The sequence below is a fragment of the Mesorhizobium sp. CO1-1-11 genome (assembly GCF_020164995.1).
Lineage (GTDB): Bacteria > Pseudomonadota > Alphaproteobacteria > Rhizobiales > Rhizobiaceae > Mesorhizobium > Mesorhizobium australicum.
Window position 1 is genome coordinate 99,584 of the sequence record NZ_JAIUHE010000001.1, and the last position, 22,541, is coordinate 122,124.

Annotated in this window: 22 protein-coding genes; 10 read left to right on the forward strand and 12 right to left on the reverse strand. The window is 63.7% G+C overall.

The genetic code is table 11. The features are described 5' to 3' along the window. Positions 1 to 97 precede the first annotated feature (97 nt). Entirely contained in the window at positions 98 to 301 is a 204-nt protein-coding gene (locus LB554_RS00535; RefSeq protein WP_140661611.1) for a hypothetical protein, read from the forward strand. Between the two features lie 291 nt (positions 302 to 592). Here LB554_RS00535 and LB554_RS00540 read toward each other — a convergent pair whose 3' ends face one another. The 8 genes from LB554_RS00540 to LB554_RS00575 all read right to left on the reverse strand — a co-directional run bounded on the left by LB554_RS00540 (position 593) and on the right by LB554_RS00575 (position 6,480). Next, on the reverse strand, positions 593 to 868 hold the full coding sequence (locus LB554_RS00540) for a hypothetical protein (protein WP_015319109.1): 276 nt from the start codon (positions 866 to 868) through the stop codon (positions 593 to 595). A gap of 68 nt (positions 869 to 936) precedes the next feature. Further along, the gene (locus LB554_RS00545) at positions 937 to 1,455 is read right to left on the reverse strand and encodes a ferritin-like domain-containing protein (protein ID WP_015319108.1); all 519 of its coding nucleotides are present in this window, start codon (positions 1,453 to 1,455) and stop codon (positions 937 to 939) included. A gap of 157 nt (positions 1,456 to 1,612) precedes the next feature. Beyond that, complete coding sequence (locus LB554_RS00550) at positions 1,613 to 2,614, reverse strand: ATP-dependent DNA ligase (protein ID WP_224582643.1); 1,002 nt, start codon at positions 2,612 to 2,614, stop codon at positions 1,613 to 1,615. Between the two features lie 66 nt (positions 2,615 to 2,680). After that, positions 2,681 to 3,124 carry a PPC domain-containing DNA-binding protein gene (locus LB554_RS00555; protein ID WP_224582645.1) on the reverse strand — a complete coding sequence of 148 codons (444 nt, stop codon included), beginning with the start codon at positions 3,122 to 3,124 and terminating at the stop codon, positions 2,681 to 2,683. A 26-nt stretch (positions 3,125 to 3,150) separates the two neighbouring features. Further along, a complete protein-coding gene (locus LB554_RS00560; RefSeq protein ID WP_015319105.1) occupies positions 3,151 to 3,468 on the reverse strand; it encodes a hypothetical protein in 318 nt (105 codons plus the stop codon). Positions 3,469 to 3,579: 111 nt separating this feature from the next. Continuing rightward, the gene (locus LB554_RS00565) at positions 3,580 to 3,765 is read right to left on the reverse strand and encodes a hypothetical protein (RefSeq protein ID WP_224582647.1); all 186 of its coding nucleotides are present in this window, start codon (positions 3,763 to 3,765) and stop codon (positions 3,580 to 3,582) included. A 20-nt stretch (positions 3,766 to 3,785) separates the two neighbouring features. Then, positions 3,786 to 5,498, reverse strand: a complete 1,713-nt coding sequence (locus LB554_RS00570; protein WP_140661608.1) for an HAD-IIB family hydrolase — start codon at positions 5,496 to 5,498, stop codon at positions 3,786 to 3,788. 10 nt (positions 5,499 to 5,508) lie between these two features. Further along, a complete protein-coding gene (locus LB554_RS00575; protein WP_140661607.1) occupies positions 5,509 to 6,480 on the reverse strand; it encodes an SDR family oxidoreductase in 972 nt (323 codons plus the stop codon). A gap of 707 nt (positions 6,481 to 7,187) precedes the next feature. On the opposite strand from LB554_RS00575, the gene msuE reads away from it, so the two are divergent. Next, a complete protein-coding gene (gene msuE / locus LB554_RS00580) occupies positions 7,188 to 7,748 on the forward strand; it encodes an FMN reductase (RefSeq protein WP_140617612.1) in 561 nt (186 codons plus the stop codon). Between the two features lie 201 nt (positions 7,749 to 7,949). On the opposite strand, the gene LB554_RS00585 is transcribed toward msuE, so the two are convergent. Next, on the reverse strand, positions 7,950 to 9,233 hold the full coding sequence (locus tag LB554_RS00585) for an NAD(P)/FAD-dependent oxidoreductase (RefSeq protein WP_224582650.1): 1,284 nt from the start codon (positions 9,231 to 9,233) through the stop codon (positions 7,950 to 7,952). A gap of 304 nt (positions 9,234 to 9,537) precedes the next feature. On the opposite strand from LB554_RS00585, the gene LB554_RS00590 reads away from it, so the two are divergent. From LB554_RS00590 to LB554_RS00620, 7 genes are all read left to right on the forward strand, one after another. Continuing rightward, positions 9,538 to 10,311: an SDR family NAD(P)-dependent oxidoreductase gene (locus LB554_RS00590; protein WP_224582652.1), complete on the forward strand. Its 774-nt coding sequence runs from the start codon at positions 9,538 to 9,540 to the stop codon at positions 10,309 to 10,311. A gap of 79 nt (positions 10,312 to 10,390) precedes the next feature. Further along, a complete protein-coding gene (gene hisD / locus LB554_RS00595) occupies positions 10,391 to 11,713 on the forward strand; it encodes a histidinol dehydrogenase (protein WP_224582655.1) in 1,323 nt (440 codons plus the stop codon). Between the two features lie 15 nt (positions 11,714 to 11,728). Then, the gene (locus LB554_RS00600; RefSeq protein WP_224582657.1) at positions 11,729 to 12,757 is read left to right on the forward strand and encodes a zinc-dependent alcohol dehydrogenase; all 1,029 of its coding nucleotides are present in this window, start codon (positions 11,729 to 11,731) and stop codon (positions 12,755 to 12,757) included. Position 12,758: 1 nt separating this feature from the next. Continuing rightward, positions 12,759 to 13,490, forward strand: coding sequence for a histidine utilization repressor (gene hutC / locus LB554_RS00605; RefSeq protein WP_224582658.1), 732 nt, complete (start codon positions 12,759 to 12,761; stop codon positions 13,488 to 13,490). A gap of 265 nt (positions 13,491 to 13,755) precedes the next feature. Continuing rightward, a complete protein-coding gene (locus LB554_RS00610; RefSeq protein ID WP_015319094.1) occupies positions 13,756 to 14,766 on the forward strand; it encodes an ABC transporter substrate-binding protein in 1,011 nt (336 codons plus the stop codon). 28 nt (positions 14,767 to 14,794) lie between these two features. Then, entirely contained in the window at positions 14,795 to 15,658 is an 864-nt protein-coding gene (locus LB554_RS00615) for an ABC transporter permease (protein WP_041163526.1), read from the forward strand. Between the two features lie 10 nt (positions 15,659 to 15,668). After that, positions 15,669 to 16,451, forward strand: a complete 783-nt coding sequence (locus LB554_RS00620) for an ABC transporter ATP-binding protein (protein ID WP_015319092.1) — start codon at positions 15,669 to 15,671, stop codon at positions 16,449 to 16,451. Positions 16,452 to 16,486: 35 nt separating this feature from the next. Here the strand turns inward: LB554_RS00620 and LB554_RS00625 are convergent, their stop codons facing one another. Beyond that, a complete protein-coding gene (locus LB554_RS00625) occupies positions 16,487 to 16,816 on the reverse strand; it encodes a hypothetical protein (protein WP_224582661.1) in 330 nt (109 codons plus the stop codon). Positions 16,817 to 17,096: 280 nt separating this feature from the next. Between LB554_RS00625 and LB554_RS00630 the strand changes: the two genes are divergently transcribed. Beyond that, positions 17,097 to 18,542 (forward strand): DHA2 family efflux MFS transporter permease subunit, encoded by a 1,446-nt coding sequence (locus LB554_RS00630; RefSeq protein ID WP_224582663.1) that lies wholly within the window; start codon positions 17,097 to 17,099, stop codon positions 18,540 to 18,542. Positions 18,543 to 18,595: 53 nt separating this feature from the next. On the opposite strand, the gene LB554_RS00635 is transcribed toward LB554_RS00630, so the two are convergent. Together LB554_RS00635 and LB554_RS00640 are read right to left on the reverse strand one after the other, a co-directional pair. After that, entirely contained in the window at positions 18,596 to 20,485 is a 1,890-nt protein-coding gene (locus tag LB554_RS00635) for an ABC transporter ATP-binding protein (protein WP_224582665.1), read from the reverse strand. Next, positions 20,485 to 22,338: an ABC transporter ATP-binding protein gene (locus LB554_RS00640; protein WP_224582668.1), complete on the reverse strand. Its 1,854-nt coding sequence runs from the start codon at positions 22,336 to 22,338 to the stop codon at positions 20,485 to 20,487. The genes LB554_RS00635 and LB554_RS00640 overlap by 1 nt, the downstream gene beginning before the upstream one ends. Positions 22,339 to 22,541: the final 203 nt, after the last annotated feature.

Below are 22,541 nucleotides of genomic sequence, written 5' to 3' on the forward strand. Positions count from 1 at the left end.
CCGATTCACGAAATATTACGTGAGGGAACGTCCGGGCCGCCAGCGTCTTTGACCCTTGAGGCGGTTGATCGCCTCGCATAACTCAAAGGAGAAGAAGATGCCCAATCAAGGTGGTAGCCATGAGCAACATGTGAAAGCAGGCCAGCAGAGCCACAAGAACATGGACGATAAGAACCGCCGTCAGCAGCAGGCGGCCGGTGACAACCATCGCCAACAAGGCGGCGACAGCGCCGGCACGACGCGTGGCGGAACCCATGAACAGCATGTGAGAGCTGGCGAGCAAAGCCACAAGAATCGCTAGCAAACCTGTGTGGCTCCGTGCCCGTCCCGAGCGCTCGGGACGGGCTCTGCATGCGACCGTGCTGGGCAGAGCCGACCCGCACAGCCGAAAGAGAGACAGATTTGATGCCCGATCCGAGAGAACCCGACCCCAACCGCGACGTACCCATGCCGGCTCCCAATTGGAAGCCCAAGCCGATCGGCGAACCGGAGCCGGAAGGATTGCCCGATGAGGCGCCGTTACCCAATCCTGACGAGAACGAAGAGCCCCCAATGCACGCGGTCGGCTGAGCGGAATCCGCCCGTAGTTTGGTCACTCCTCGTCGAAGCGGCCGCCTTCCCTTGAAGGATCGCGTGACAGGACCGCTTCCTCGACATCGTCGGGCAATGCCTCGTCGCTTTCCTGGTAGGCGTTGTCGTCATCTTCCTCGGGCAATTCGCCGTCGGCCTCGTCTTCCACCTCGACGTCATCCGGAAGGATTTTCGCGCCTGCTAGCGCGTCCCAGTCCTGCTGCTCTACCGTGGGACCTTCAGTCTCCGTCGGGTCTTCCGTCTGAACTGCGGGTTGCTCTCTTTTGCGGGGGTCCATTGTCGTCCTCCGAAATCCGGGGAGTTTGCCCCGGATCGCCTGAAGCGCCCGGGGCAACAACTCGCCAGCTAGGCGGCCTGTTCCAGGGCACGCTCGTTGACGCCACCCTCGCCAAGGCTGGAAAGTGCCTCGTCGGTCGCCGTCTCCTCCTCGAGGGTCTCGTTCAGGAGTTTGACCACGTCGCTCTTGCCTAGCTGTTCAGCCCAGGCGATCAGCGTCCCGTAGCGCGCGATCTCGTAGTGTTCGACGGCCTGCGCCGCCCCGACCAGCCCAGCATCCAGCGCGGGGTCGCCCTTGTATTCCTGGAGGATTTCCGAACCCTCCTCGATGATGCCGTCGATGGCCGGACAGGTCTTGCCCCGGGCCGGCTTGTCGAGGAGTTCGAAGATCTGTTCGAGGCGGTCGACCTGGCCCTCAGTCTCCTGCAGGTGTTTCTCGAATGCTGCCGAAACATCTTCGGATTCGGCGCCTTTTGCCATTTTCGGCAGCGCCTTCAGGATTTTCTTCTCGGCGTAGTAGATGTCCTTCAGCCCGTCGAGGAACAGGGCTTCAAGCCCTTTCGTTGCCGCTTTCTTCGCAGTCGCCATGATTGTCATCTCCAATTGTCGTGAAGCCCACCAGCGGTGTAGCTGGAGCACAACTTGCCGTGAGGACGGTTGTTCCAGCCATCTCGCAAAGAGGCGACCGCTGCGTAGGCTCTCATCGCGACCGGGCTTCGCAAGCGCGTCCGCGGCACGAACTCCATCACTGGATCTGTTGCATGGTGCATTGACGCGGCGCCTTGTCCGGCCGCCAGCGCAACAGTTTGGTGCCATGCCGGAACCTGTCGCCGGTGACATGGTCGAAGCGGACCTCGACCACCAGTTCCGGCCGCAGGGGCTCCCATTCGCCGCTGCGCTGCGTGCTCCAGCGGCTAGGCCCGCCCGGCGCCTTGCCGGTGAAGCCGGGTCCGCCACGCAGCTTTTCCAGCTTTCGGGTGACGCCAGCCCGGTCATCCCTGCCGATGGTCGAGGTAAAGCCGACATGGTCGAGCTTGCCCCTATCATCGTAAAGGCCGAGCAGGAGCGAGCCGACCTCCTTGCTGCCGGTCAGATAGCGGAATCCTCCAACCACGCAGTCGGCCGTACGCAACCGTTTGACCTTGACCATCGCGCGTTCCCCTGGACGGTAGGGGTCGGCCAGCAATTTGGCGACCACGCCGTCGGTGGAACCATGACCGGCTTCCTCAAGCCAGCGTCTGGCGGCCGCCGGATCGGTCGTGCTGGGCGAGAGCCGCAAGCCAGGCTCGGCGTAGTCCTGAACGAAGCCCTCGACCGCCCGGCGTCGTTGCGACAACGGCTCGCCGAGCAGGATCGTGCCGCCCGGCGCGACCGGCATGTCGAACAGGATCAGCCGGGCAGGCGTTTGCGCGCTCAGCTTGCGGATGCGGCTTTCGGCTGGGTGAAGCCGCATCTGCAGCGCGTCGAAAGAAAGCTGGCCTTCGATCTCTATGACGATCTCGCCATCGACCACGAAATTGCGGGCCTCGACTTGCCGCAGCATGGCGACGAGCTCCGGGAAGTAACGACCGAGCGGTTTGCCGGATTTGGCGCGCAAGTCGACATCCGTGTCGCCTTTGAAGGCGAGGCAGCGAAACCCGTCCCATTTGGGCTCGTATTGCCAAAAGCCCTCCCCATCCGGCAGGGCGTCGGCTGCCTTGGCCTCCATGGGGGGCGTGTCCGGAGGTAGGGCAAAGCTGTCCGTCATTGCCTTACGTCGCTTTCTGGGGCACGCGCCGGCGGCGAAGCCCGCCAACCGACACCCGCGGCAGCTTCAGGCCCCGAGATCGATCAAAGCCACGCCGAATTCGGCTCTCTTGCGGCGGCGCAGGTGACCCGGCGCTTCCACCACGGTGATTTCCAATGTCGGCCGAACGGTGCCTTCGAGCAGATGGCCGCCTTTGGTCGTGCCGTCGCTCAAGCCAAGCACCGCGTGGACATGAAGGCTTGGCTTGCCATCATCGTCCGTCGCGACATCACCGATCGCGCTCAGGACCTCGCATTGTTCGTCGATCGGGATTTTTCGATAGCTCTTCGCCTCCAGGTCGAACCAACCGACGGTGGTCCGTTGGAACGCGCCGATCGCCGTCAGGGAGGCGCTGCCGATCTTCTGCTCGACCGCGAAGCTGGTCAGTGCCGCGAACGCTTCCTCGCCCGGGTCGAGCACCACGACAAATGTCCGTTGGCCATTGGCCTCGTTGACGAGTCGCGATTTCATGCCGGCGTTCCAATCCTCGCGGTCGGTCAGTGGGCGTGGTGTTCGGCGTTCCTCTTGCGGGTCGCCGCCGCCTTCTTTGCCGATTCGGACCGGCTGGCGGCCGATCGGGAAGCGGACGCCTTTCCGCCGCTTTTGCCGCCCTTGTGCGCCGCTGGGTGACCTGTGTGCTTGCCACGCCCGGAGCCGCCTTCCTTCTTGCCGCCACCATCGTCCTTGTTGACCGTCGCCCATGCGCGCCGCTCGGCTTCCTTGTCGGAGACGCCACGCTTCTCGTAGCCTTCGGCAATATGGTCGGCCTTGCGTTCCTGCTTGTCGGTGTATTTGGATTTATCGCCTCGGGGCATGATCGTTTCTCCTTCTCGATGGAGGTTGAACGCCAAGTCGGCGCCCGGGTTCCAATCGCGGTCAGCCTTGCCCGACACACCCTGTCGCGGGGCTGTTGCAACAAGGCAGGTTCAACCGATCGCGAACCTGACCACCGCCGCCAGGATCAGGATGCCGACCAGTCCTGCCACGAAGATGATCCGGCGCGTGCGGGTTCGCAGGATGATCTCGCCTTGCGAAGCCTGGCGCGCAAAGAAGACAGGTCCATTTTCGCCGCGTCCGTCTTTGTCGTCTTTGCCATGCCGGTCGTCGCTCATGACCGCCTCCTGTCGGGCTGTTACGCCTCTGGCGCCGTCGCGGGTGCCGTGTAGCGCCGCCGAACGGCATCGAGCACCCGTTTGCGGCTCTCGTCCGCCGAAAGCTTGCTGTCCTTTTCCGCCTCGGCGGTTTCGCGGGCGAGGTCCTTGTCCCTGATCTGGTGGCGGAACCATTTCGAATAGTCGCCCGCGCGCAAATGGAACTCCCAGGTCTTGTCGTCTATGCCTTCGGCCATCTGAGCAAAGATCATCAGATTATGGGCCCTGAGGTTCATCGCGTCGTCGGGACCGCGGAAATAGAAGCTGCCGGTCTCATCGAGTTGACCCTCGGCATATTTACGGCTGTGGCGCTTGAGCGACTGGCGAGGTTCTATGACCTTGACCGTCGTGAGTTTTTTGCGCGCCCCCGGCCGCCAGAACAGAACCCGATCGCCCTTGGGCGTGGGAATGTCCTTCGGCGGCTCGATGCCGGTCTCATGGCAGAAGGTCTTCACCACGTCCTTCGCCTTCGGGCCAAGGGCGATGACGGCCGTCATCAGGCGCAGGGCGTCGGTCGAAATCGCCTCGGGATGGACGGTGATCAGGATCGTGCCCGGCAGTTCCAGGGAGAGCACGGCGCGGGTGTCGTCGCGCCGCTTCGGAAGAAGATGGTGCGCTTCGTCGATGACCAGCCAATGCGGCCTTGCGGTGCGGCGGCGGAAACTGCCAAGGCCAGGCAGCAGGTCGGCAAAGAAGTCTGGCCGTTCGTTGACACGCAGCGCCAGCCCATTGACGACAACATTGCTGTCGGCCTTGGCGATCAGGTCGAGCACCTGCGCCTTTGTCGGCGCGCTCGATGCATCCCCCAGCCGAACGGCGCCCTCGAGGCCGTCATAGTCACCCTCCGGGTCGAAGACGCAAAACTGAAATTGGCTGTCGACGAAGCGTTCCGTCAGTGCGGTGGCCAAAGTGGATTTGCCGATGCCCGAACTGCCGGCGATGAGCACGCTTTCGGTCGGCGACAGATAGATGTCATCGCCACCGGACGATCCCAGAACAATCCCGCCATGACGCTTCGGCACGATCCCGTGGTCGCTTTTTATCAGCTTCGCGATCAGTTCCTCGACGCCTTTGCCGCGTGCGCCGCGCGTGACCAGGTCCGCGGTGCTTTTGACTGCGGGAATGGCATTGTCGACCGCAACGCTGCAGCCGCAGGCCTTCAAGAAGGCGTGATCGTTCTCGGCGTCGCCGATACCCACAACATTGTGCGGCGACAGGTGAAGGTCCTCGAGCGCGGCCGCCAGACCGGTGGCCTTGTTGACGCCGCTCGGCAGGATCATCACCGCGCCCTTGTTGAAGATGATTTCGAGTTCGAGCCCCATCTTCTTGATGACCTCGAGCACGGTCGCCTGATGCGGTTCCCAGGTGGCGACGATCGACCGCCCCACGGAAAGTGGCTTCACCCCCTGCTTTTTTAGCCTGGCGACGAATTCGGGCTCCGGCGATGGTGAGATCGCCCGCTCTTCCTCGCTAGCCGGTGTGTAGATCAAGGCGCCGTTTTCGGCGACGACCTTGTCGAACAGGCCGACATCGGGAAACACGCGCTTGAGGTCGGGCAACTCGCGGCCAGTGACCAGAAGCAGTTTGCGGCCACTTTTCTTGAACCGCTCCAGTGCCGCGAGCGTCTTGTTGGAGACCGTCCCGTCATGTGCGAGCGTCCCGTCATAGTCGGTCGCCAAGGCAATGAAATACATTGCGCTGACCTCAGTAGCCGCCGACGATCGGCAGGATCTCGCCGGTGATGTAACTCGAGCAGTGCGGGGAGGCGAGGAAGACATAGGCGGGAGCCAGTTCCTCCGGTTGGGCCGGCCGTTTCATCGGCGTGTCGGCGCCAAATTTCGAGACGTCGTCGGCTTCCTTGTCGGACGGATTGAGCGGCGTCCACACCGGGCCAGGCGCGACCGCGTTCACCCTGATGCCCTTGGCGATGAGGTTGCCCGAAAGCGCGCGCGTGAAGGCATGGATGCCGCCCTTGGTCATCGAATAGTCGACCAGCTGCTTCGAGCCTTCTATGCCGGTAACCGAACCCGTGTTGACGATCGCCGAGCCCGGCTTCATGTGCGGCACGGCTTCCTGCGCCATATGGAAATAGCCATAGAGATTGGTCTTCAGCGTCGTGTCGAAATGTTCTTCGGTCAGGTCGCCGAAGTCGCTGGAATGGATCTGGAAGGCGGCGTTGTTGACCAGCACGTCGATGCGGCCGAATGTTTCGACCGTGGTCGCCACGGCATCGTGGCAGTCCTGGCGTTCACTGACGTCGGCCTTCAACAGGATGCAGCGTCGGCCTTCTTTTTCGACAGCGGATTTTGTCTCCTCGGCATCCCTGTCCTCGGCCAGGTAGACGACTGCGATGTCGGCGCCTTCGCGAGCGAACAAAACCGCGACCGCGCGGCCGATACCCGAATCGCCACCAGTGATGAGAGCCACCTTCCCTTCGAGTTTCTTTGATCCGACATAGTAGGGTGCATCGTAGAGCGGAGCAGGCTCGATCGCCGCTTCATGCCCGGGTTTCGCCTGATGTTGCTTGGGGAAGGGCGGCTCGGGATAGGGGCGCGCGCCTGCCTGCATGGCGTGCTCCGCCTTTCCGTTGCGCTTCGATTTGTCCTTGGCATCGATGCCGCGCTGGATATGGCGCTGCTTGGCGACTTCACCGGCCGTTTGTGACTTCGTCTGCATGGTCGTCTCCTCGGCTGAAGAAAGTTCAACGCGCGGCAGACCGGCGGTCTGCGCGGCGCATGGCTTGTCAGAAGGTATCGCCCCCGTCCGCGTCAGTCCTTGACATAGGCGCCGGGTTGGCGGCCCGACCTTGGAGCCTTCGCGTCCTTCGAGTGCTCGGAGATCGCCGGGCCCGCGCCCGATGTCTTCTCCGTTGCGGGGCTGGGCGTCGCCTTGCGAGGCGGGTTCTGTCCTTCTGACTGGTGTGTCTCTTCATTTGTCTGATCCGCCGGTCGCGTAAGCCCCATTCCGCCTGCCGGCGGCTTGTTGCCCGCTGCGTCAACCGAGAAATCATCGTTCGGATCCGGGCCGGTCCTGGCGGGATACTTCCGTGCGCCCGTTTCATATTCGGTTCTGTCGCGTGCCATGGCTTCCTCCGTATTTGGCTGAACGGAAAACAGCCGCCGGGCGATCAGGTTCCGAACAAACGGTGATGGTCCCCCTTTTCGCCACCGGTCGCATCGCCCTTCGCGTGCGACGGCTGCCAAGTGCATCTGGATCGGGTGACGTCATCATCCGGCATGCAGGCGGGCGATCTGGCTCCCCAGGAGAAAAATCTTTTCCGATTTCGTCCCACGGCGACCGTGAATTCCTTTTGTTCGGCGGCAATGTCTATAAAAACTATGGACATTGGCAAACTGGTTCGAAAAGATCACAGGGCATCCATCATGACCAATCCGGCCATTGTCGGCTTCTCCGGCAATTTCACGCGGCCCTCCAAGACCCGTGGCTTCGTGGACCATATCGTGACGGAGATCGCCGGACGATACGGCCTCGCCGCCAGCACCCATGACATCGTCGATCTCGGTCCCAGCCTTGGCAATGCCAAAGCCACTCGGGACCTGGACGAGCAGGCCCGCGCCGTCCTCGAGCGGATCCTGACCGCCGATGTCCTGGTGGTCGGCTCGCCCACCTACAAAGGCAGCTATACCGGGCTGTTCAAGCATTTCTTCGATCTCGTCGATCCGGCGGCCCTCAGGGGCAAGCCGGTGCTGCTGGCGGCGACCGGCGGCGGCGATCGCCATGCATTGATCGTCGAGCATCAGCTGCGGCCGCTGTTCGGCTTTTTCGAAGCCTTTGCGCTGCCGACGGCCATATACGCCTCGGAGAAAGATTTCGCTGATGGCGTGCTGGCATCCGAAGCGATCCAGGCCCGCATTGGCCTCGCCGTGGACGATGTCGGTCTGGCGCTCTTCGGCCGGCAGCACGCCAGGATAGCCGCCGAGTAGCGTGCTCGGAACATATCCCGCTCCGACCGCCGGCGCGCTGAGGCGCTTGGCTGAAGCCGGCCGTTGAACGCGCCTGCGCGCCGCAGGGCGACTTGCAGTGCACGGTCGCAAATCAGCGGGCGCTGATGCTCCGCATGCATGGACGACCACGCCCGAAGATTGTCCGCTGCCAAGACCGGAGCATAGCGGCGTGCTTTTCCGTTACCGGCCGAACCAGTCCTTCACCCGGCCGGAAAGGATCGCCGCTCTGACGCCAAGCGGCCAGAAGCGGTGGAGCCGGATCGGCTTCAGCCCCGATATCGGCATCGGGAAGGGAATGGTCTCGTCGCCGCGAAGGCGGTTTGCCAGCGCATTGCCCATCGCCGAGGCCATGGCAACACCGCGGCCATTGTAGCCAAGGCAGATCAGCACGCCGTCTTCCGGCTCGTGAACGTGTAGAAGATGGTCCTTGGTGACCGCGACCCGGCCGTTCCAGCCATGTGTCCACCCCGTTCCAGCAAGCGCCGGCCAGAGCCGTAGCGCATAGTCGGTGAGATAGCGGATGGCCGAAGCATCGCCGATGGGCCTCATCGGTCCCCGTCCGCCCATTAGGAGCCGGTTCTGGACGTCGATGCGGTAATAGACGGTGATGTTGCCGGCTTCGTAGACGACCGGCCTTTCGGGAAGAATTGCGGCCGCGACCGTGGGCGACAGCGGTTCGGTCGCCGCGATGGCGCTGAACACCGGAACCAGCGACTGCTCCAGGCCAGGCCACAAGTTTCCCGTGTAGCCGTTTGTCGCCACAAGGACCTTCTCGGCGCTGACGGATCCGTTTGCGGTCTCGAGGAGCCAGCGCCCGGCCTGCCTGCTGAGCGAGAGAACCTCGCTGCCGCCAAATATCCGCGCGCCGGCCTTCCGCGCGGCGGCCGCCAGGCCAAGCGCGTATTTCAAGGGATGGAGGTCGCCGCCGCGAGCATCGAACATGCCGAACATGTATCTGTCCGTGCCGGTTCGCGCCGCCATCGCTTTTGCGTCAAGCAAGCCGACCGGCATCCCCCGCCGCTCGCATTGGTTGGCCGTGGCGCGCACCGCGGCTGCCGGCTGCGGCCGGATGGCCGCGCGTATGGTGCCGTTCTGCCGGACCTCGCAATCGATCGACAGGCGCTTGATGAGGCTGAAGGTGAAATCCGGAGCACCGTAGGAGAAGTCGATCATCCGCGACCCCAGCTCGGGGCCGAACATGGCTTCGATCGTGTCGGGATCGTATTTGAGGCCGGGATTGACCTGGCCGCCATTCCTGCCCGAGGCTCCCCATCCCGGCTGATAGGCCTCGAGCACGCAGACGTCGTCGCCGGCTTCCGCCAGATGCAAGGCAGTCGACAGGCCGGTCAAGCCAGCGCCGACAATGGCGACCCTTGCCCGCTGCGCGCCGGCAAGGGAGGGGTAGTTGCCGGTGCCGCCAGCCGTATCGCGATAGAGGCTCCGGGGCGGGCTGCTTTCGTTCATGGACGAGGCTCTCACGACAAGGCGGCCGGCTCGAGGGGCACGATAGCTTTCAATGGCCGATATCCCGCACGCGCGGCAGACCCAGACTTTCGTGTCGGGTACGCCAGGCAATTCTGCTTGCTTTCGGGAGGTTACGACATTTGCGACAGGGCTGCCGCCCGTGGCATCTCGTATGAAGAGCCAACTACGCGATCCCGGTGCGGCGGCTGACCTCTCGTTATCGCAATCAGCTCTGTTTGTATATGCTTGTATATGTAAGTCGATCTGGTAGTCTCTGGGCTATGGAGCGGCCAAGGAGGATCACATGCGCGACGCTTCTCTTTTCGACCTCTCCGGCAGGAAGGCGCTTGTCACCGGCGCCAGCCGTGGCATTGGCCGCAGCATCGCCGAGGCGCTGAGCGCGGCCGGCGCCGACGTCGCGGTCACGGCGCGTAGCCTGGACTCGCTTGACGAGACGACGGCGGCCATCCGCGCGGCCGGCGGGGTTGCGCACGCCATTGCGCTTGACGTGACCGATGTCGACCAGTGCCGCACGGTCATCGCCGAGGCAGCCCGCCTGCTTGGCGGCTTCGACATTCTCGTCAACAATGCCGGAGTGGAAGAGGTCCGGCCCTCGCTCGACGTTGACGAGCCGCTGTGGGACCGGATCGTCGATACCAATCTCAAAGGGGCGTTCTTCTGCGCCCAGGCGGCGGCACGGCAGATGCGGGACGCCGGGCGGCCCGGCGCCATCATCAACCTCTGCTCGTTGACTTCAGAAGTCGGCATTCCGACGGCGGTGCCATACGGCTCGTCCAAGTCGGGCCTGCTCGGCATGACCCGGGCGCTGGCAGCGGAATGGGCGCAGCTTGGCATCAGGGTCAACGCCATCGCCCCGGGCTATTTCAGGACGGCGATGACGGAGGTGTTCTACGCCGACGAAGCGTGGCGGCAATCCATGCTCGCCAAAATCCCGCAGCATCGTTTCGGCGATCTGCGCGACTTGCACGGCGTCGCCGTGTTCCTTGCTTCGGATGCCTCAGCCTACATTACCGGCCAGTCCATTCCGGTGGATGGCGGTTTCCTCGCATCGATCTGAGGCGGCTCGCCCAGGTTAGAGAACAAAGTCTTCCGCAATGTGACCGGCCGGCGCATTGCTCTGAACAGAAGGAGCACCCATGTCCGACATCAGCTTCCACGATCTGTCATCCCTCAATACCACGCAACGGGCCGGTCTGCTGAAACGCGCCGAAGGCGATCTGTCGGCCTTCGTCGAAAAGGTCCGCCCGATCATCCAGGCCGTCAGGGAAGAGGGTGACGCCGCCCTGATCCGTTTCGCCAGGGAGTTCGACAAGGCCAATGTGAGGGAAGGCGGACTGAAAGTGTCGGAAGCGGAGTTCGATGCGGCCTTCGACAAGGTCGAGAAGGAAGTCGTGGAGAGCATCAGGTTCGGCATCGAGAATATCAGGCATTTTCATGAGGAGCAGAAGCCGGAGACCATGTGGCTCAAGGAGATCCGGCCGGGCGCCTATGCCGGCGACCGGTATACGCCCATCGCATCGGTCGCGCTCTACGTGCCGCGCGGCAAGGGCGCCTTTCCATCGGTGACGATGATGACGTCGGTTCCGGCTGTGATTGCCGGCGTGCCGCGGATCGCGATCGTGACGCCGCCAACTTCGGATGGTTCGGTGGACGCGGCCACGCTGGTCGCCGCTCGCCTTGCCGGCGTCGAAACCGTCTATAAATGCGGCGGCGCGCAAGCCGTTGCCGCCGTCGCCTACGGCACCGAGACGGTTAAGCCGGCGCTCAAGATCGTCGGCCCGGGCAGCCCCTGGGTGGTGGCGGCCAAGAGCGTGCTGTCCTCAATGATCAATACGGGCCTGCCGGCCGGACCGTCGGAGGCCATCATCTTTGCCGACGACAGCGTCGACGGAGGCCTTGCCGCGCTCGACCTGCTGATCGAAGCCGAGCACGGGCCGGATTCTTCAGCCTATCTGGTGACGCACAGCCGAAAGGTCGCCGAGGCAGCCCTTGCTGCACTTCCCGACCACTGGTCGCGGATGACCGAACAGCGTGTGGAATTCTCGCGCGCGGTGCTGACCGGAAAGCGCGGCGGCATCGTGCTGACGGCGTCGCTGGAGGATAGCTATCGCTTCATCAACGACTACGCGCCCGAACATCTGGAAATCCTGTCGAAGGAGCCGTTCGCGCATCTCGGCCACATCACCGAGGCGGCCGAAATCCTCATGGGCCCGCATACGCCGGTAACCATCGCCAACTTCGTCCTCGGGCCGAATGCGGTGCTGCCGACCAGCCGCTGGGCGCGAACCTACGGGCCGCTTTCGGTGACGGATTTCGTCAAGCGCTCTTCGGTCGGCTATGTCACCTCGGCCGCGTATCCGGAACTGGCGCAGCATGCCCGCAGGCTCGCCCGCTACGAAGGCTTCAGCTCGCACGAAAACGCGGTCTCGGAAATCCGCGACCGCTATCTCGCCGGCTGAGCGGAGACGATCGCGATGAAGGCGGCACGACTTTATGGACCGGGCGACCTGCGCGTCGAGGACATCGCCGCGCCGGGTATTCCGGATGCCGGCTGGGTAAAGCTCAGGGTCGATGCCGCCGGCATCTGCGGTTCGGACCTGCACAATTTCCGCACCGGCCAATGGATAAGCCGGGCGCCCTCGACGGCGGGCCACGAGTTGACCGGCACGGTGATCGCGCTGGGCGAGGGCGTCGATACCATTGCCGTCGGCGACAGGGTCGTCGCCGATTCCCGTTTCTGGTGCGGAGACTGCGCGCAATGCCGTGCCGGCAAGCGGCATCTCTGCGCTGCGCTGGGCTTCGTCGGCGAAATCTGCGATGGCGGCTTTGCCGAACAGGCGGTGTTGCCCGCACGTCTGCTGCATGTCATCGATGCGAGCCTTGACGAGAGCGTCGCGGCGATGGCCGAGCCGCTTGCCGTCGCGCTGCACGCGGTGCGGCGTCTGCCGAAGACGGCAGGTTCGGTTCTGGTCATCGGCTGCGGGCCGATCGGCGGTCTTGCCGCGCTGTTGCTTTCGCGAACCTTCGCCGGCACGGTGCTTGTCGCCGACCGCAACCAGGCGCGCTGCGCCCGCGTGGCGCGGGTGACGGGCGCCACGATCGTCGATCTCGACCGCGAGGCCATTGCAGCCGCGACCGCCAATGTCCCGTTGCTGGCGGCCATCGAGGCGACCGGCAGCATCGCGGCGTTCAGCCAGTTGCTCGGCGTTCTCGATCCTGGTGGTGCGATAGCGATGGTCGGCATCTTCCATGGCCGCCTCGACATCGACCCCAATGTTCTTGTCGAACGCGAGATCGCGTTGCTCGGCTGCCATGCTTTCGCGGACGAATTGCCCGACGCTGTCCGGATGCTGGGTGAGCTGAGTGAACCGCTGCTGGCCCTGGTCGATTGCGAGATCGGTCTGGACGACATCCCAGCCGCCTATGAGCGGCTGTTGGCGGGAAGCAGCGATGGCTTGAAAACAATCATCCGCATGCGGCAACCTGCCGGAAAGGATTTTTGAAATGATCGATTTGCCCGACACGGCAAGCCCCCTCTACGAGAAGGTGAAGGACTATATCCTGACCAATATTGGGACGGGCCGGTGGGGCAAGGACCGCAAGCTGCCGTCCGAGAACGAGCTGGTGGCGTCACTGGGCGTGTCGCGGATGACGGTCCACCGGGCTCTGCGGGAGCTGACCTCGGCGGGATTCCTGATCCGGCTGCAGGGTGTGGGAACATTCATCGCGCCGCCCCGGCCGCAGTCGACGCTGATCGAGATCAACAATATCGCGGCGGAGATCGTCGAGCGCGGCAACAGCCACCGCTCCGAAGTCCTCGTTCTCGAAACGATGATGCCGAGCAAGGAATTGGCACTGTCGTTCGAGTTTGCGAAGCGGGTTCCGATCTATCACTCCGTCGTCGTCAATTTCGAGAACGACTTGCCGGTGCAACTGGAGGAGCGTTTCGTCAATCCGGGCCTGATCCCCGACTACGACAAGCAGGACTTCACCAAGACAGCGACCTATGACTACCTGATGCAGAAGACGCCGGTGACCGAGGTCGAGCATATCATCTCCGCCATCCCGGCCGATAAGGAGGCCGCACAGCATCTCGGCATCGATGTCGGCAGTTGCTGCCTTCTCCTGCATCGCCGGACATGGACGGGGGCCATCGTGGCCACGATCAGCAAGCTGACCTATGCCGGCAGCCGCTACTCGCTCGGCAGCCGCTACTCGCCTTCCAAAGCGAGCTGAAGGCGACGGGAGCGAGCTGAAGGCGACGGGCCAATGCAAGCCGCCGAGCTGGATCAACCTGAAATTTGAGTCTCTCCAACTTGTATATGCATGTATGTATTTCAGCCTTGACATCCGCTGCCGCTGCCGCTGAAATATGTCAGCGCTTCAACCATGAAGTGGCGGGCAAGACGCCGAGGCACAGTGCCGCAAGAGCAGAACCCCGCAGTCTCACCAGACCGGATGCCTGGGTAAAAAGCGGTCTGATCATCAAGGGGAACGAAAGATGACGCTTAACCTAGCAGGACAATTTCGCGCGCTCGTGATGGCCGCCGCGATCGGGCTCGCCACCGCCCCGGTGGCCCACGCAGCCGATGCTGCCATCCCGACGACACCTGAAGCTGGATCGTTCAAGATAGGCATCGAGCCCTGGCTTGGATATGGTCAATGGCACGTCGCCGAGGCCAAGGGACTGTTCAAGACAAACGGTCTGTCGGACGTCCAGATCGTCAATTTCGCCGAGGACAAGGACATCAACGCGGCGCTCGCAAGCGGCCAGCTCGACGCCGCCAACATCGCCACCCACACGGCGATGGGCATGGTTGCGGCCGGTCTGCCGGTGAAGATCGTGCTGCTGCTCGATGTCTCCATGACCGCCGACGCCATCGTCGCAGGCAAGGATGTCACCTCCGTCGCCGATCTCAAGGGCAAGCAGGTCGCTTTCGAGGAAGGCACGACGAGCGACATCCTGCTCAAATACGCGCTCGCCAGGAACGGCATGTCGGTCGCCGATATCCAGCCGGTTCCGATGCCTGCCGCCGACGCCGGCGGCGCCCTGATCGCGGGCCAGGTGCCGGTCGCGGTCACCTACGAGCCGTACCTCACTGTCGCCATGGCGCAGAACAAGGACGTCAAGCTGCTGTTCACCGCCGGCGAGGATCCCGGCCTGATCAGCGACGTGCTGGTGGTGCGTGACGAGGTGATCAAATCGCGACCCGGCCAGGTGCTGGCCATGATCAAGAGCTGGGACGCCGCGCTCAAGGATTATAACGCCGACACCGCCGGCGGCCGCGCCATCATCGCCAAGGCGGTCGGTTCCGACGTCAAGGACCTCAACACCGCTTTCGACGGGGTGCGCTACTATTCGCTCGCCGAAAACAAGACGGCGCTCACCGGCGAGTTTACCACCAAGACATTCGCCGATGTCGAAGCGGCCGCCAAGAACGCCAAGCTTCTGCAGGCCGATGTGACGCCGGAGCAGATGATCGATCCGTCCTTCGTCAAGGCGGCGCAGTGACGAGATCCGGATCGCGGTGGTAACGCGGATGTCCGGGGAGCCTCCCGCGAAAACCGGCTTGGCCCGCCCGGCACGAGCGCCCGCCGCAACACAGGCAAGGCGACGCCGATCCTCCGGGATCGGCGTGCCCATCGCCCGGTCGCGTTTCCTTGCGATAGCGGTGGCCGTCTTTGTTGGCCTTGGCCTTGCCTGGTGGGCAGCGACCGGGCTGGGATGGGTGAAACCCATCTTCCTGCCGTCGCCGGGCAGCGTTGCGACCCAGATCGCCAAGCTCGCCGCCGACGGCACCTTGTGGCTCGACCTCAGGGCTTCGATGTACCGCATTTCCATCGGCTTCCTCCTCGCCTCGGCACTGTCCATACCGATCGGCGTGCTGATCGGCAGTTTCCGTTCCTGGGAGGCGGCCATCGAGCCGCTGGTCGATTTCATCCGCTACATGCCGGTTGTCGCCTTCGTGCCGCTCTCCATCCTGTGGGCCGGCACCGGAGATACCCAGAAATTCCTGATCATCTTCATCGGCACTTTCTTCCAGCAGGTGCTGATGATCATGGACAATGTGAAACGGGTTCCCGCCGACTTCATCGGCCTTGGGCGCACGCTCGGCCTGCCGGACCGCAAGATCCTGACGCGCATCGTCGTTCCCAGCGCCTTGCCGGGCATCTGGGACACGCTGCGCATCAGCCTCGGCTGGGCATGGACCTGGCTGGTGCTGGCCGAGCTCGTCGCGGCGACATCCGGCCTCGGCTATCGCATCACCGTGTCGCAGCGCTATTTCCAGACAAACACCATCATCGGCTACATCCTGCTGCTTGGCGTGCTTGGCCTCATCACCGATCAGGTCATGAAGGCCCTGGAGAAGGTGCTGTTTCGGCAGGAAGGCCACCAGCAATGAGGAACCGCCGGTGACTGTTCCCAAATTGCGCATCGCGGGTCTCGACAAGAGCTTCGGCACCGGCGAGCGGCGCACGCAAGTGCTGCGGGACATCAATCTCGACCTCGCCGACAACGAGTTCGTCTCCCTCGTCGGCACGTCGGGCTGCGGCAAGAGCACGCTGCTGTCGATCGTCGCTGGACTGCAGGATTTCGACGCCGGCGATCTCAGCATCGATGGCGCGCCGATCCTGCAGCCGGGCCTCGACCGTGGTGTTGTCTTCCAGTCCTATACGCTGCTCCCCTGGCTGACGGCGCGGCAGAACATCGAGTTTGCTCTCAAGGCCGCCGGCTATGATCGCGCCGCCTGCCGCGAGATCGCGCTCGAGCATCTCGACCTCGTCAAGCTCACGCAAAGCGCCGATCGCTTCCCGTCCGAACTGTCGGGCGGCATGAAGCAGCGCGTCGCCATCGCGCGCGCTCTCTCCTATCGCCCCAAAATGCTGCTGATGGACGAACCCTTCGGCGCGCTCGATGCCTTGACCCGACACCAGATGCAGGAACTGCTGACCCAGATCTGGGAGGAGCACCGGCTCACGGTGCTGTTCGTCACGCATGACGTGGAGGAGGCCGTTTATCTATCGGACCGCATCGTCGTCATGGGGATCGGCCCGGGACGCATCATGCAGACCTTCAACGTCGACATCGAACGCCCGCGCCGGGAAGAAGTGATGGAAACGCCGGCCTTCATGGATTTGCAGCGCGGCGTGCACAAGGCGATTCGCGAGGCGTCGAGACGTCCCGAAATGGCGTGATGCCAGCAACCTTCGTCGGCTCCGGCGGTCAGGCGTTAGGGGCCGTGGGGACCGCACAGGCCGAGCGTCCACTGGATGGTTCCACAGAAGTCGTCGGCACGGCCCCGGTAACTGCCGTAGCCATTGTAGTAGCTGTCCATCCAGTCGTTATTGTCGGCCGAATTCTCGCCGGTCCAGCCCCTGCCGACCCAACCGTCACGGTGGCCGCGTCCGCGGTTCGCGGCGTGCGCGTGGTCATTATGGGCGGCGTTGACGCGGACATAATGGTGCCTGGTGACGGCGGCATCGGCCACAGCGGCAAACGGGACGGCGCTCGCGGCCAACAGCACCACGAGGGAGCCGAGGAATACGCGTCGCTTTCTCATCAGCATGTCTCCTTGCCATTCGAGACATATGGGAAAGAACGCCCGCCTCGCTGCACACGTTCCTTCACGAAATCGGGACGGCGCTCGCTGAAATGGGCAGTGTTTGTCCGCGGCACTCGTGGTGCTGGTCAAGATTTGTTGACTTCCAGCGAAGCGGAAATGACTACCGCTCGCCGATTTGCCGGATCACAAGAGGGCCTGTGATCAGGCCCGGCTGGCCGGCAAGGCAATCTTGCCTTTGAACCGGGACAAGCCACTTTGGCCGATAGAAGCCATCTGCATGACGGAATTGACCAGAGCATTGGAACAGCCTCAATTTGCCACCGAGCGCGACCCGAGGCTGCGGCTGATCATTCCGATCATCGTCGCCATCGCGTTTTTGATGGAGCAGCTCGATTCCACCATCATCACCACCGCGATCCCGGCAATAGCGCAAAGTCTCGACACGACGCCGGTCCGGCTGAACCTTGCGATCACCACCTACATATTGACGCTCGCCGTGTTCATCCCGGTCAGCGGCTGGTTTGCCGACAGGTTCGGCGCGCGCAGGGTGTTCGCACTGGCGCTTTTCACCTTCACCCTTGGCTCGGCGCTGTGCGGCATGGCCGACAGTTTCGGCATGCTGCTGGCGATGCGTGCCCTGCAGGGGCTGGGCGGCGCCATGATGACGCCGGTCGGCCGGCTGATCCTGCTGCGCAGCTTTCCGCGCAGCGGCCTGATCACCGCCATGACCTATATGACCCTGCCGGCCATCATGGGGCCGGTCATCGGGCCGCTGCTCGGCGGCCTGCTGACCACCTACGCGTCGTGGCGCTGGATATTCTATGTCAACGTGCCGTTCGGCTGCCTAGGTATCGTGGCCGCGCTGCGCTTCGTCGACGACTTCCATGGCGAGGCGGTGCAGCATTTCGATGTCCCGGGCTTCCTGATGGTGGGGTTTGGCGTGGCACTACTGCAGTTCGGGCTGGAGAATATCGGCCGGCCGGTCATTCCCGGGTCCGCGACGGTGCTGGTGTTGGCCGCGGCCGCGTTGCTGCTGCTTGCCTTCGGGCGCTATGCACGCCGCGTCGTGGCGCCGGCTGTCGACCTGACGCTGTTTCGGTTCCGCTCGTTCTGGGTCGGCACGCTGGCGGGCGGCCTGTGCCGCGTCGGTCTCAACGGCGTGCCTTTCCTGGTGCCGCTGATGCTGCAGGTCGGCTTCGGCATGAGCCCGGTCACATCAGGCTCGCTGACATTCGTCGGCAGCTTTGGGGCGCTGCTCATGCGGCCGCTGCTGTCGCCGCTGCTGCAGCGCTTTGGCTTCGGTGTGGTGCTGGTCGGCAGCGCGCTCGTCGGCTCCGCCACCGTGGCGGGCTTCGCCCTGATGGGTCCCGATACGCCGCATTGGCTAATCGGTTTCTATGTCTTTCTGTTCGGCATCGTCCGCTCGGCGCAGTTCATGACATCCAACACCCTGTCCTACGCCGATCTTCCGGCCGACAAGCTCAGCCGCGCCACTAGCCTTGGCGGTGTGCTGCAGCAGCTCAGCGTGTCGCTTGGCGTCTCGATCGCCGCCATGCTGCTGGGCCTGATTGCGGGCGAAAGCCATCTCCTCACGCCGGAACGCTTTCACCAGGTGTTCCTGCTGACCGCGATCATCCCGCTGCTCTCGATTCCGGGCTTCCTGTACCTGCGCGCCGAAGACGGCGTTCAAGTTAGCGGCCACGTCAGGGGATCTCGCAAATAGGTCTTGTCGGAGGCATCAGGCAATCCGTCGGCTCGCACCTTGCCAGCACCGGCTCACGTCGCTTTGCCGACCGAAGCGTCCATTCCCATGTCTTCCTCGGAAATGTCGTCGAAGGAAGCGTAGTTCATGTTGTAGAGGCGGGCGTAAAGACCTTTTCTCTTCATCAACTGTTCATGGTTGCCGCTTTCGACGATCTCGCCATTCTGCAGCACGATGATGCGGTCGGCGCCCCTTATGGTCGCCAGCCGGTGCGCGATGACCAACCCGGTGCGCCCTTCGAGCAGCTTGACCAATGCCTTCTGGATCAGCATCTCGGTGTAGGAATCGATGCTGGCGGTGGCTTCGTCGAGCACCAGGATCTTGGCGTCGGCCACCAGCGCCCGCGCGAAGCTGATAAGCTGGCGCTGGCCGAGCGAGAGATTGCCGCCGCGCTGCTCGAGTTCGGTGTCGTAGCCGTCAGGCAGTTGCTCGATGAAGTGGTGCGCGCCGACGGCTTGTGCTGCGCGGACCACCTCTTCGCGGCTGGCGCTGGTCTTGTGATAGCGGATGTTCTCCAGCACCGTGCCGGAGAACAGGAACGGCTCCTGCAGCACCATGGCTACCTGATCGCCGAGCGAATCCTGCGTCAGGTCGCGCACGTCATGGCCGCCGACCAGGACCTCACCCGACCAGACATCGTAGAAGCGGTGCACCAGCGCCATCGAACTCGACTTGCCTGATCCGGTCGGCCCGACAAGCGCGACCGTCTCGCCCGGATTGACGCGGAACGAGATGTTCTTCAGCACCGGCTGGTTCGGCCGGTAGCCGAAGGTGACATTCCGGAACTCGACCGAACCGTCCATGTCGCGCGACAGCGCCACCGCATTTTCCTTGTCGCTGACATCCACGGGCACGTCGAGCACTTCGGAAATGCGCTGGCCTGACGCCATGGCGCGCTGCATGACGCTGTATTGCATGGTGAGCGAGCGGATCGGGTCGAAGAAGCGCTGGATGTAGAACAGGAACGCCACCATCACGCCGATATCGAGACTGTGCGACAGCACCATCGACCCGCCGACGACGATCACGGTCGCCATGGCGATGCCCGTCAGTGTGTCGACGATCGGCACCATCACCTGCGCATATCTCGCCGACCGCAGATGGGCGTTGAGATTGGCCAGCACCTTCTCGTCATAGAGATCGAAATTGACGTGCTGGCGTTCCAGGCTCTGCACCGTACGCACGCCATGGATGCCTTCGGCCAGCGCCCCGTTGGCGATGGAGTTGGTCTCGTGCGCGGCCATGAAGGCGACCTTGGCGCGCGGCAGCCAGAACAGGCGCACGATGAACAGCGCCGGCATGGTCGACAGCGTCAGCAGCCCGAGCCGGAAGTCCAACCACAGCAGGACGGTGACGATGCCGAACAGAAGCACGATGTCGCCAACCGACATCACGGACGTCTCGAGGAATTCCTGCATCGAATTGACGTCGCCCTGCAGGCGCGACATCAGCCGGCCGACCTCGGTCTTGTCCATGAAGCCCAGAGAGACACGCTGCAGGTGGCTGAACATGGCGCGGCGCAGGTCGGACAGCACGTTCTCCGCCACCTTGCCGACGACGCTCTCCTGGACATGGCTGGCGGCGTAGTTGATGAGGATGATCACGGCAAAAGCGGCGATCGCGGTGATCATCACCGAACGGTCGAGCCTGCCTGGCGCCATGCCGTGATCGATGGCGTAGCGGATGACCAGCGGGATCGCCAACTGCGTCAGCGTGAACACCAGCACCGCCGCGACCGAGATGAAGATCCGGCCCCGATATGGTCTGACGAAGCTCCAGATGCGCCTGACGATGCGCGGATCGTAGGCCTTGCCGAAGACCTCTTCCTCATCGCGGTGCGAGCCGACGACGGCCTTGGTCGGGCGTCGGCTTGTGTCTTCCTTCTCGTCGTCCTGTGTCGACATCAGGCGGCTCCCTCGAGCCGATCGTCGTCCGGGCGCAACTGCAGGTCATAAAGCGCGCGGTAGCGTCCGCCGAGCGCCACCAATTCCTCATGCGTGCCGCGCTCCACGATCCGGCCGCCCTCGACGAACAGGATCTGGTCGGCATGCATCAGCGAACTCAGCCGATGCGAAATGATGAGCGTCACGCGATCCCTGGCGAAGCGCTTCATCGCCGCCCGGATCCGCTGCTCGGTGCCGGCGTCGACCGCGGCCGTGGAATCGTCGAAGACCAGCACCGATGGTCTTAGCATCAGGCTGCGCGCGATGGTCAGGCGCTGCCGCTGGCCGCCGGAAAGCGAGGCGCCGCGTTCCCCCACGACCGTGGTGTAGCCGGCCGGAAGCCCGATGATGTAATTGTGCAGCTGGGCATATTCGGCGGCCTGGCCGATGCGGGTCTCGCGCGCCCAGGGATTGCCGTAGGCGATGTTGTTTTCGATCGAGGTCGTGAACAGGAACGCATCCTGCTGCACGACGCCGACCGCCTTGCGCAGCGATTGCAGCGTGACCTTGCGGATGTCCTGTCCGTCGATGGTGATCGCGCCCGAGGTCACGTCGTAGAAGCGCGGGATCAGGTGCGCGATGGTCGACTTGCCGCTGCCTGGCGGCCCGACGATGCCGACGGTCTCGCCGGGCCTTGCTTCGAAGGAAACGCCGGAAAGCGTCGGACGCTCGCCCGCGCCCTGATAGCGAAAACCGACATTGTCGAAGCGCAGCACGCCCTCGGCGATGACGAGCTCCCTGGCGTCGGGCGCGTCCTCGATGTCGAGCTCAGCGTCGAGCAGTTCGAACAGCCGCGTGCCGCAGGTCGAGGCGCGCGCGAAGGAGTTGACCATCAGGCCGAGCTGGCGCACCGGCATCTGCAATATGGTCATGAAGGTGAGGAACTGGGCCAGCGTGCCGACGCTGATCTGACCCGCGATCACCTTCTGGCCGCCGAACCACAGCACCAGGCCCATGGCGGCAAGGAAGGAAAAATTCATGGCGCTGGTGTTCGAGACGCGGATGTCGACACGCTCATTGGCGAGGTCCAGTGCGTCCCGTTTGGCACGGTCGAATTTTGCCAGCTCATGCCGTTGAGCTGCGAAGGCGCGCACGACACGGATGCCGCCGAGATTCTCGTCCATCACCCGGCTCAGCACCGACAGTCGCTCCTGCAGCGTCAGCCAGGTGCTGCGCAGTCGGAGCTGCGTCACTGACGAGCGCCAGGCAACAAATGGCACGAAGCTGAGGCTCAACAATCCGAGCACGAGATCGGTGCTGATCAACAGATAGGCGCCGACACCGATCAGGACGCCAAGCAGCACCACGCGCAGGATACCGGTCGAAAAGAACATGCGCACGCCGTCGAGGTCGAGCAGCCCGAGGGTGATGAGATCGCCGGTATGGACCTTGTCGTGGAAGGAAAAGCTCAGCCGCTGGATCTTCTCGTAGAAGGCGAGCCGCAGCTCATAGCCTGTCCGGTGGCCGACGGCTTCGCCATAGTAATTCTGCGCCATGGTGAAGAGGCCGCGCAGGATGCTGACGACCAACAGCGTCAGTGCCGTATTCCACAGCGCCCGCTCGGCCGCGGTGCCGGCGCCCGCCGCCATCACCCCTTGCGCCTGGTCGATGGCGCGCCCCAGGAGACGCGGAATGAAAAGCTGCAGCGTCGCCGCGATAAAGGTCGAGATGAGGGTGATGGCAACCTGCCAGGGATGGCGCAGCGTCATGCGCACGATGCGCAGCAAGGTGCTGAGGCCCTTGCCCCAGGAGGCTTCCGCCACATGGGCAAATGATTTGCCGCGCTTGGCAGCGCTGGTCGCATCAGTGTGCAAGGAAATACCAGACCAATCCGGACATTAGCCCGAACGAATGTAGCAGACTCAATCAGATAGCGCGATTTTACGCGCGTCCGACCTGCCCGTTCAAGGGACCAATGGCGGCATCGCACTGTACCTGAAACCGGCAAGATCGTGTCGCAACTCGCCGCTGGTCTGCCGCCGGTGATCGATCTCGCGCCGTTCCCGGCGGATAGGTT